The 9207-nt window shown below is 67.7% G+C and carries 11 protein-coding genes; 4 read left to right on the top strand and 7 right to left on the bottom strand.

Annotated elements, in window-relative coordinates; translation table 11 throughout:
• Positions 1-15 precede the first annotated feature (15 nt).
• The gene (locus VGF12_RS05490; protein WP_331175037.1) at positions 16-360 is read left to right on the top strand and encodes a TIGR01244 family sulfur transferase; all 345 of its coding nucleotides are present in this window, start codon (positions 16-18) and stop codon (positions 358-360) included.
• 79 nt (positions 361-439) lie between these two features.
• Here the strand turns inward: VGF12_RS05490 and VGF12_RS05485 are convergent, their stop codons facing one another.
• From VGF12_RS05485 to pmbA, 6 genes are all read right to left on the bottom strand, one after another.
• Positions 440-1165, bottom strand: a complete 726-nt coding sequence (locus VGF12_RS05485; RefSeq protein WP_331175036.1) for an ABC transporter ATP-binding protein — start codon at positions 1163-1165, stop codon at positions 440-442.
• Positions 1162-1932 carry an ABC transporter ATP-binding protein gene (locus tag VGF12_RS05480; RefSeq protein ID WP_331175035.1) on the bottom strand — a complete coding sequence of 257 codons (771 nt, stop codon included), beginning with the start codon at positions 1930-1932 and terminating at the stop codon, positions 1162-1164. The genes VGF12_RS05485 and VGF12_RS05480 overlap by 4 nt, the downstream gene beginning before the upstream one ends.
• Before the next feature lie 2 nt (positions 1933-1934).
• A complete protein-coding gene (locus VGF12_RS05475) occupies positions 1935-2789 on the bottom strand; it encodes a branched-chain amino acid ABC transporter permease (protein WP_331175034.1) in 855 nt (284 codons plus the stop codon).
• Complete coding sequence (locus VGF12_RS05470) at positions 2789-3670, bottom strand: branched-chain amino acid ABC transporter permease (protein ID WP_331175033.1); 882 nt, start codon at positions 3668-3670, stop codon at positions 2789-2791. Before VGF12_RS05470 ends, VGF12_RS05475 begins: the two co-directional genes overlap by 1 nt.
• Before the next feature lie 70 nt (positions 3671-3740).
• A complete protein-coding gene (locus VGF12_RS05465) occupies positions 3741-4892 on the bottom strand; it encodes an ABC transporter substrate-binding protein (RefSeq protein ID WP_331175032.1) in 1152 nt (383 codons plus the stop codon).
• A gap of 34 nt (positions 4893-4926) precedes the next feature.
• The gene (gene pmbA / locus VGF12_RS05460) at positions 4927-6294 is read right to left on the bottom strand and encodes a metalloprotease PmbA (protein WP_331175031.1); all 1368 of its coding nucleotides are present in this window, start codon (positions 6292-6294) and stop codon (positions 4927-4929) included.
• Positions 6295-6352: 58 nt separating this feature from the next.
• Here pmbA and yjgA point away from each other — a divergent pair, with 58 nt between their 5' ends.
• From yjgA to VGF12_RS05445, 3 genes are all read left to right on the top strand, one after another.
• Positions 6353-6889: a ribosome biogenesis factor YjgA gene (yjgA, locus tag VGF12_RS05455; protein WP_331175030.1), complete on the top strand. Its 537-nt coding sequence runs from the start codon at positions 6353-6355 to the stop codon at positions 6887-6889.
• Positions 6882-7463 carry a molybdopterin adenylyltransferase gene (gene mog / locus VGF12_RS05450; protein WP_331175029.1) on the top strand — a complete coding sequence of 194 codons (582 nt, stop codon included), beginning with the start codon at positions 6882-6884 and terminating at the stop codon, positions 7461-7463. The genes yjgA and mog overlap by 8 nt, the downstream gene beginning before the upstream one ends.
• A 189-nt stretch (positions 7464-7652) precedes the next feature.
• Positions 7653-8201: a hypothetical protein gene (locus tag VGF12_RS05445; protein WP_331175028.1), complete on the top strand. Its 549-nt coding sequence runs from the start codon at positions 7653-7655 to the stop codon at positions 8199-8201.
• Between the two features lie 95 nt (positions 8202-8296).
• Here the strand turns inward: VGF12_RS05445 and VGF12_RS05440 are convergent, their stop codons facing one another.
• The gene (locus VGF12_RS05440) at positions 8297-8938 is read right to left on the bottom strand and encodes a BON domain-containing protein (RefSeq protein WP_331175027.1); all 642 of its coding nucleotides are present in this window, start codon (positions 8936-8938) and stop codon (positions 8297-8299) included.
• Between the last annotated feature and the right edge of the window lie 269 nt (positions 8939-9207).

Below are 9207 nucleotides of genomic sequence, written 5' to 3'. Positions count from 1 at the left end.
AAGTAAGGAGCCCCGATGAGCCTGCCCCTGCAAGCGCTGACGCCTGACGTCTGCGTCGCCCCTCAGCTGACGCCCGAGGCCATGGCCGAGGCTGCGGCCCTGGGCTTCAAGAGCGTCATCAACAACCGCCCCGACTTCGAGCACGGCCCCGACCAGCCGACTTCGGCTGCCATCGAGGCCGCCGCCAAGGACGCCGGGCTGGAGTACCGCCATCTGCCGGTGGCGGGCGGCTACCAGTCTCCCGAGGAGATCGCCGCCTTCGCCGATCTGCTGGCGGAGCTGCCGCGCCCGCTGTTGGCGTTCTGCCGCTCGGGCGCGCGCTCCACGCGCCTGTTCGTGCAGGCACAGCAGTTGGGCTGAGTCACTGACGGGCGCCAGCCCGGCGCACGTCCCTCGACCCGGGTTGCGCGGTGCGCAGGCACCGCCCCCCCGTCGGGTCTCAGTGACCGAGGTAGGCGGCCTGCACGCGCGGGTCGCCCAGCAGCTCGCGGCCACTGCCCTGCAGCACCACGCGACCGTTCTCCAGGACATAGGCGCGCTGCGCCAGCTTCAGCGCCTGCTTCACGTTCTGCTCGACGAGGAAGATCGTCAGCCCCTCCGCATTGATGCGCTGCAGCGTGCGGAAGATGTCCTGCACGATGATGGGCGCCAGGCCCATGGACGGCTCGTCCAGCAGCAGCAGCCGTGGCTTGGCCATCAGCGCGCGGCCTATGGCCAGCATCTGCTGCTCGCCGCCAGAGAGGCTGCCGGCCATCTGCGCGGCCCGTTCGGCCAGGCGCGGGAACAGCGAATAGACATGGTCAATGTCGCGCGCGCGAGCCGCAGCGCCGTCGCGGCGGGTGTAGGCGCCCAGCTCCAGGTTCTCGCGCACGCTCAGCGTCGTCAGCGTCGCCCGGCCTTCGGCCACCTGGACGAGACCGCTGGCCACGATGCGGTGCGGGGCTGCGCCGGTGATGTCCTCACCGTCGAAGTGCACGCTGCCGGCGGCCTTCTTCACCAGGCCCGACAGCGCCATCAGCGTCGTCGACTTGCCGGCGCCATTGGCGCCCACAAGCGTCGTGATTTCGCCGGGCGCCAGGTCCAAGTCGATGCCGCGCACGGCCTCCACATGGCCGTAGTTGACAGCCAGGCCGCGCACGCTCAGCAGCGGTTCGCTGACACTCATGCGGCCTCCTCGTCGTCGTCGCGACCCAGGTAGGCCTCGATGACCTGCGGGTCGTTGCGCACCGCATCGGGGCCGCCCTGGGCAATGATGCGACCGAAGTTCAGCACGGCGATGTGTTCGCACAGGCCCATCACGAAGCGCATGTCGTGCTCGATCATGAAGATGGTGTAGCCGCGCGCCTGGATGTTGCGGATCTCGTCCATCAGCTCGGCCTTCTCAGCCCCGTTCATGCCGGCCACCGGCTCGTCCAGCAGCAGCAGCCGAGGCTCCGTGGCCAGCGCGCGGGCCAGCTCCAGCTTGCGCTGCTCGCCATAGCTGAGGTTGTCGGCGATGTCATGGGCCTTGTGCTCCAGCTTCATCCACGACAGCAGCTCGCGTGCCCGCTCGCGGGCGGCACGCTCTGCGGCGCGGAAGCCCGGCAGCCGCAACAGCAGCCCGGTTGGGCCGTAGCTCAGGCGGCCGTGCATGCCAACGATGACGTTCTCCAGCAACGTCATCTCCTTGAACACACGGATGTTCTGGAAGGTGCGCGCGATGCCCCCCGTCGTGATGCGGTGCGGCTTGCGGCCCACCAGGCTCACGCCGTCGAACAGGATGTCGCCCGAGGTCGGTGGCAGCAGGCCCGTGATCAGATTGACCACCGTGGTCTTGCCCGCCCCGTTGGGGCCGATCAACCCGAAGATGCCTCCGGCTGGCACCTCGAAGCTGACGTCCTGAAGCACCTTGAGTCCGCCGAAATGGCGCGAGACGGATTGCAGCTTCAGCATGCTCAGCTCCGCCGACCCATCAGGGCGCGCACGCGCGCGGGGTCCCACAGCCCACGCGGCAGGAACAGCACGATGACCACCAGGATCAATCCGTTGAACACGTTGCGGAAATCCGCCAGGCCGCGCAGCAGCTCGGGCAGCAGCGTCAGGATGACGGCGCCGGAGATCGGGCCCATCAGGCTTTTGACGCCACCTAGGATGGTCATGGTCAGGATCTCGACGCCGCGGTCGAAGCCGTACTCGTTGGGGCCGATGAAGAAGGTCAGATGGGCATTCAGCGCGCCGGCCAGGCCGGCCAGCATGGCGCCCAACACGAAGGCCAGCATCTTGTAGGCGCCGACGTTGATGCCCATCAGGCCCGCGGCCGTCTCGTCCAGCTTGATGGCCTCGAAGGCACGCCCGACCTTCGAGCGTCGCAACAGCGCAAGTACGCCGCAGGCCAGACCCAGCGCCAGCGCGACATGCCACCACTCGGTCTGCTGCGGGATGCCGTTCAGGCCCAGCGCGCCGCCGGTCCAGTCCTCGGTGTTGAGCACGAAGATGCGCACCACCTCGCCGAAGGCCAGCGTCGCCATCGCCAGATAGACACCCGACAGACGCAGCGTGGGCCCGCCGATCACGAAGGCCACCAGCGCCGGTGCCAGCATGCCGCCAGCCAGCGCGAGCGGAAACGGCATGCCGGCGTTCATCGTCAGCAGCGAGGCCGCATAGGCACCTATGCCCATGAAGGCCGCGTTCGCCATGGCCAACATGCCGCAGGACAAGGTCAGGTAGATGGACAGCGCCAGCAGCGCGTTGGTGCCCAAAGTCAGCACCAGGTTGCTGTAGACGGCCCAGAAACTCTCGAAGCTTTCCATCAGACTTTGCGCTCGTTGACCGAGCCGAACAGGCCCTTGGGCCGCAGCAGCAGCACGGCGAACAGCAGGCCGAAACCGACGGCGTCGCGCATCGTGGAGCCGATGTAGGCCACCGACAGCACTTCCGCGAAACCGAGGAACAACCCCGCCAGCATCGCGCCGCGGATGTCGCCCATGCCCCCCAGGATGATGACGGCAATGCCTTTGTGCAAGATGGGCTGACCCATCAGCGGAAACAGCGCGTTGGAGTACAGGCCGATCAGCACGCCCGCCACGCCACCGAGGCCGGCGGCGAAAAAGCTGGTCAGCATGAACAGGCCGCCCACGTTGATGCCTAGCAGCGCCGCCGCCTTGGGCGACTCTGCGATGGCGCGCAGCGCACGGCCCAGCTGGGTGCCGCGCAGCACCAGCAGCAGCACGGCCATCAAGCCGAAGGACAGCACGATGATGCCCAACTCCAGCACCGTCACGTGCAGGCCCGCGACGGTCAGCGTGTCATGCGGCAGCACCTCGGCCGGAAAGCGCAGGTTCTCTGCGCCGAAGATGCCCTGGGCCAGGCTGTTCAGCGCGATGGCCAGGCCGATGGTGGCGATCATCGGGATCAGGTGCGGCGCATTGCGCGCCCGCAGCGGCCGCAGCACCAGCTGGTCGATGACCAGCCCCAGCAGGCCCGAGGCGAGGAAGGCCACGGCCAGCGCGCCGGCCAGGGGCAGGTTCAGCTTGAGGACCGCCTGCAACGCCGCGTAGGCGCCGACCATGAAGACGGCGCCGTGCGACAGGTTGACCACACCCAGCACGCCAAACACCAGCGTGAAGCCGAGCGCGAACAGCGCGTAGACGCTGCCGAGCGAGAGGGCGTTGAAGAGTTGCTGTTCAAGCACGTCGGGACCTGTGCAAAAGACAAGGCCCGCGGTGGAGCGCCGCGGGCCGCAGCGGCTGACGCCGCACTAGTTACTTCTCGATGGCGTAGCGGCCGCCCTTGGTGACGCTGACGATGGCGGTCTGGTTGGCGTCGTAGCCGGCCGGCTTGCCGGCCTTGTCCAGCGCACGGCGGAAGGCGAAGCCGCCGGTCGCGCCGGTCCATTTCACTTCGGGCAGCGCATTGCGCAGTGCGGCCCGGTCCTTGGCGAGATCGCCGCTGAGCTTGATCTTCTTCAGCGCCTGGGCCGTGATGTGCATCGCGTCATAGGCCTGTGCCGCGAACTGGTCGGGTGCAGATTTGTGCTGCTTGGTGTAGGCGACGATGAAGGCGCCGTTCTCCTTGGTCTGGTTCTCGATGGACCAGGGGGAGCCGATCCACAGGCCGTCGGACGCACCCTTGGCCAGCTCGAACACCTTGACCGAGTTCATGCCGTTGCCGCCGATGACCGGCACGTTCAGGCCGAGCTGGCGGGCCTGCACCATGACGGGCGCGCCCTCGGCGATCAGCGCGGACAGCACCAGCGCATCCGGGTTCGTAGCCTTGATCTTGGTCAGTTGGGCCTTGAAGTCCACGTCGCCCTTGGCGAAGGTCTCGGTCGTCGTGACGGCAATCTTCTGCGCCTCCAGCGCCTTCTTGAAGTTGTCGTAGCCGCTCTTCGTGAAGACGTCGTCGTTGCCGTACAGCACGGCCACCTTCTTGATGCCCAGCTTCTTCACCGCGGTGGACAGCGTGACCGGCAGCACGTCTGCCTCGGTGACCGAGTTGCGGAACACGTGGTCGCCGATGGACGTGATGCCGTCTGCCGTGTTGGAGGTCCCGAACACCACCGTCTTGGCGGCCTGCGCGATCGGGTCGGCGGCCTGGGCGGAGTTGGACAGCGTGGGGCCGAACAGCATCAGCACCTTGTCCTGGAAGATCAGCTTCTTGAAGGCGTTGATCGCCTCTTCTTTCTTGCCCTGCTCGTCCTCGACGACCAGCACCAGCTTGTTGCCGTTGATGCCGCCGGCGGCGTTGATCTCGTCGGCCGCCAACTGGAATCCGTTGCGGATGCTCTGGCCATACTGAGCGGCACCGCCCGACAGCGCCTCGGCGACGCCCAGCTTGATGTCGGCGGCCTGGGCAGCGCCGGCCAGCGCGATGAGGGCGGCCACGGCCAGCGGCTTGAGGGTGCGAGTGATCATCTCCAGGGCTCCTGTTGTCAGTTTTCGATGATAGTCAGTTGCCGGCCAGCTTCATGCCCGTGACGAGGATGGAGCCGACAGTCTTGGTGCCCATCGTGTACTCGTCAGCGCCGATGCCGACGATGTTCTGCAGCATGTCCTTCAGATTGCCGGCAATGGTCACTTCATGAACCGGATAGGCAATCTCGCCGTTCTCGACCCAATAGCCACTGGCACCCCGCGAGTAGTCCCCCGTCACGTAGTTGACGCCCTGCCCCATTAGCTCGGTGACGAGCAAGCCGCGGCCCAGGCGCCGCACCATGGTCACGAGGTCGTCGCCGGGCGCGGTTGCGCGACTGGTCATGCGCAGGTTGTGCGAGCCGCCCGCATGGCCGGTGGTCTGCATGCCCAGCTTGCGCGCCGAGTAGCTGGACAGGAAATAGCCTTGCAGCACCCCGCCCTGCACGACCGACCGGGCGCGCGTCACGACGCCTTCGTCGTCGAACGGCGAGCTGCCCTTGCCCTTCTTCACATGCGGATCCTCGGCGATGTCGATATGCGCCGCCGTGACCGGCTGGCCCAGGCTGTCCAGCAAGAAGCTGGTGCGCCGGTACAGCGCGCCGCCGCTGGTGGCCTGCACCAACGCGCCCAGCAGCCCGATGGCGACCGTACTCTCGAACAGCACCGCCACCTCGGCCGTGGCCACCTTGCGCGCCTTCAGGCGCGACAACGCGCGCTCCGAGGCGTAGCGCCCCACGGCCTCGGCGGAGGCGAGGTCCGCCGCATCACGCATGGAGCTGTACCAGGCATCGCGCTGCATGTCGTTGCCGCGGCCGGCGATGGGCGCGACCGAGATGGAATGCCGCGAGCTGGCGTAGCCACCGCGGAAACCGCGCGTGTTGCCCATCCAGAAATGCGATTGCTGGGCCGACACGGCCGCGCCCTCACTGTTGGTGATGCGCTTGTCCACACCCAGCGCCGCAGCCTCGCAGCGCAGCGCGATGTCGGCGGCCTGGGCGGCGTCGATGGCCCAAGGGTGGAAGAGGTCGAGTTCGGGCCGCGCCGCGGCATCGAGGGCCAGGTCGGCCACCTCAGGCAGGCCGGCGAACTCGTCTTCGGCCGTGAAGCGGGCGATGTCATAGGCGGCGCGAACGGTGTCGCGGATGGCCTGAGGCGAGAAGTCCGACGTACTGGCGTTGCCGCGGCGCTGACCCAGGTACACCGAGATGCCCAGCGACTTGTCGCGATTGCGCTCGACGTTCTCGAGCTTGCCCAGGCGGGCCGACACCGACAGGCCGCAGCCTTCCGACACCTCGGCGCCCGCATCGCTGGCGCCGATCTTCTTCGCCTCGGAGAGCGCATCCTCGATCCACTGCTGGAACTGCTCGGGGCTGTAGGCGAAACCGTCTTTGGCTTGGGACATGAAAGGCACTGAATTCGAGTGGGCGACAATCATAGGACTCGCCTGAACATGGCCCCCAATGCAAGAAAACATCCCCGAATTCGAAGACGACGACGACTTCGACCGCCCCAGCAAGAGCCAGCTCAAGCGCGACATGACCGCGCTGCAGAAGCTGGGCGAAGAACTGCTGGCCCTGCCCGAGTCGCGCTGGGCGCCGCTTGCCCTGCCGGAGATCCTGAGCGACGCGCTGAAGGCCGCCAAGAAGATCACCAACTTCGAGGGCAAGCGTCGGCAGATGCAATACATCGGCAAGCTGATGCGCAAGATCGACCCCGAGCCCGTGCGCGAGGCCGTCGCTGCCTTCAAGCTGGGCCATGCGCAGGACAGCCTGAAGCTGCACCAGTCCGAGCGCTGGCGCGAGCGCCTGCTGGCCAGCGACGACGCGCTGCAGGAGTTCCTGGCCGAGCATGCCGACCTGGACATCCAGCAGCTGCGCAGCCTCGTGCGTGCAGCGCGCAAGGACGCCTCCAATGCCCCTGAGAAACGCAGCGGTCGCGCCTACCGTGAGCTGTTCCAGTTCATCAAGGCCAGTGAAGCGGCGGACACCGATGAGTGATCCGGTCCCTGAAACCGTCCGGATCGGCATCGTCTCCATCAGCGACCGGGCCTCCGGTGGCGTCTATGAGGACAAGGGGCTGCCCGCGCTCAAGGACTGGCTGACGAGCGCCCTGCGCAATCCCATCGCCTTCGTGCCGCGCCTGATTCCCGACGAGCAGGCTGGCATCTCGGCCACGCTGGTCGAACTGGTCGATGCCGAGCGCTGCGACCTCGTGCTGACCACCGGCGGCACCGGCCCCGCGCCGCGCGACGTGACGCCGGAGGCGACATTGGCCGTGGCCGACCGCGTGATGCCGGGCTTCGGCGAGCAGATGCGTCAGATCTCGCTGCATTTCGTCCCCACGGCCATCCTGTCGCGCCAGGTCGCCGTCATCCGCGGCCAAGCGTTGATCATCAACCTGCCCGGCCAGCCCAAGGCCATCGCCGAGACACTGGCCGGCCACGAGAAAGCCAGCGGCATCTTCGCGGCGGTGCCCTACTGCATCGACCTGATCGGCGGGCCTTACCTGGAAACGCGCGACGAGATCTGCAAGGCCTTCCGGCCAAAAAGCGCCTTGCGGCCAAGCGCCTAGCAGGCCAGGCGGGCCGGCGGCGGCCACGAGGGACACGAGGGTCGCGCGCCGGGCTCCCGCGGCGTTGTCCGACTTTGGCGGAGCCGTGAGACCGACATGGCCTCCGGGTGCAGATTCCTAAGCTGAACGGCGTGGCAGCGGCCCACTGCGGGCATGAAGCCGCCACCCATCAAGCCAAAGGAGATCCTCATGATGAAACAGATCCGCACCTCACGCCTGCTGTGCCTGCTCGCGCTGATCGGCCTTGCCGGCACCGCCTCGGCCAATCTCGCCAAGCCCGTCTACACGAGCGCCAAGGACGAAGTGAAGGCCATGTTCAAGACTGAGCGCGACAAGTGCGACTCACTGGCTGGCAACGCCAAGGATGTCTGCGTGGAGCGCGCCAAGGGTCAGGAGAAGGTGGCCCTGGCCAATCTCGAGTACCAGTACACCGGCAAAGAGAAGGACCGTCACCACTACCTAGAGTCGCGCTTCGAGGCCCGGTACAAGCTGGCCAAGGAGATGTGTGACGACAAGTCCGGCAATGCCAAGGATGTCTGCGTCGCCGAAGCCAAGGCCGAGCACGACAAGGCCAAGGCCGACCTGAAGGCCAACAAGGCGGTCGCGGAAGCCGAATCCGACGCGCTCGACGCCAAGCTCAAGGCCGACTACAAGGTCGCCAGCGAGCGTTGCGATGCCCTGGCTGGCGACGCCAAGGACAGTTGTCGGGCCAGCGCCAAGGCGCGCTACTTCCAGTAAAGCACTGCTGCCCGCGGCACGAGCCGCAGGGCGGCAGCCCTCCAGCGCAACAACGCCGGCCCGTCCGAGGATGGGCCGGCGTTTATTCGACTACCTCAGCGCGACGGGACGGCGGGCGTCTCGGGCTGCGGGCGATGCACGCCCTCGGCCACGGCGACGACGTTGGCCGGTTGTGGCAGCGCCAGCCGGTTATCCACGCCGCGCACGCCCTGCGGCGCGCCGGCCAGCACGGTGGCGCGCTCACGGGCAGCGCCGTCGGGCGCGGGGCCGTCGAGTCGCACGATGCCTCGCGTCGTGCTGACGTCGATGCGCGCTGCACTCAGCGCAGGATCGGCGGCCAGCGCAGCCTTGACCTTGAGGCTGATGGCCCCGTCGTCGATGGCCGTGCCGACGCCATCCAGCGCCTGACGTGACGCCTGGACAGCCGCTTGCTGTGAATCAGTGACGCTGCGGCCCACCTGGTCGCCCACGCCGCGTACGTGGTTCACCGCATCGTCCAGCTGGGTGCCCAGGCTGCGCGGGTCCTGCAGATTGGCGATCACCAGCACGGCAAGGGCTGCGCCCAGTCCCAGCGCGACGAACCAGCCCCCGGCCCGCGAACGGGGGCGCGGGCGTGGGCGTGAGTGCTCCACGTCCGGCTCGCGCAGAGGGGGCGGCCCCGGCGGCTCCAGCGGCTGGCCGTAGGGAGGCAGATGGTCGCGCCAATCTCCGGCGCGGGGGCTTGCTGCGGGTCTCATGTCGGTCTCCTGATCGGCCTGGCAGGCCTCGCGCAGCAAGTGTGGGCGGCAAGCACCCGGTCGGCCGTCGGCGGGCGCAAGCGGGCACTGTAGGAGTTCGCGCCACTGCGCCCGCACGTGCAGGCCGCTCTCCCCTTGTCCGATAAGCACTGATGGCTCCGGCCGACACGGCGGCGAACGCCCATCGCCCACCATCTGCTTCATCACCCTGAAGCTGCATTGCGCCATGAAGTTCCACCTGACCTTCTCGCTGTTGCTCCTGGCCTCGG

Origin of the sequence: Roseateles sp., assembly GCF_036404855.1 — a bacterium.
In the GTDB taxonomy this organism is placed as follows: domain Bacteria; phylum Pseudomonadota; class Gammaproteobacteria; order Burkholderiales; family Burkholderiaceae_C; genus Pelomonas.
Note: the sequence above shows the minus strand (reverse complement) of the source record. Positions and strands in the feature narration are given on the sequence as shown.

What these genes read in the sequence shown, in the direction of transcription:
- VGF12_RS05475 (WP_331175034.1), bottom strand. Translation starts at nt 2,789, where the DNA reads ATGGAAAGCTTCGAGAGTTTCTGGGCCGTCTACAGCAACCTGGTGCTG.
- VGF12_RS05485 (WP_331175036.1), bottom strand. Translation starts at nt 1,165, where the DNA reads ATGAGTGTCAGCGAACCGCTGCTGAGCGTGCGCGGCCTGGCTGTCAAC.
- yjgA (WP_331175030.1), top strand. Translation starts at nt 6,353, where the DNA reads ATGCAAGAAAACATCCCCGAATTCGAAGACGACGACGACTTCGACCGC.
- VGF12_RS05490 (WP_331175037.1), top strand. Translation starts at nt 16, where the DNA reads ATGAGCCTGCCCCTGCAAGCGCTGACGCCTGACGTCTGCGTCGCCCCT.
- VGF12_RS05480 (WP_331175035.1), bottom strand. Translation starts at nt 1,932, where the DNA reads ATGCTGAAGCTGCAATCCGTCTCGCGCCATTTCGGCGGACTCAAGGTG.
- pmbA (WP_331175031.1), bottom strand. Translation starts at nt 6,294, where the DNA reads ATGTCCCAAGCCAAAGACGGTTTCGCCTACAGCCCCGAGCAGTTCCAG.
- VGF12_RS05465 (WP_331175032.1), bottom strand. Translation starts at nt 4,892, where the DNA reads ATGATCACTCGCACCCTCAAGCCGCTGGCCGTGGCCGCCCTCATCGCG.
- mog (WP_331175029.1), top strand. Translation starts at nt 6,882, where the DNA reads ATGAGTGATCCGGTCCCTGAAACCGTCCGGATCGGCATCGTCTCCATC.
- VGF12_RS05440 (WP_331175027.1), bottom strand. Translation starts at nt 8,938, where the DNA reads ATGAGACCCGCAGCAAGCCCCCGCGCCGGAGATTGGCGCGACCATCTG.
- VGF12_RS05445 (WP_331175028.1), top strand. Translation starts at nt 7,653, where the DNA reads ATGATGAAACAGATCCGCACCTCACGCCTGCTGTGCCTGCTCGCGCTG.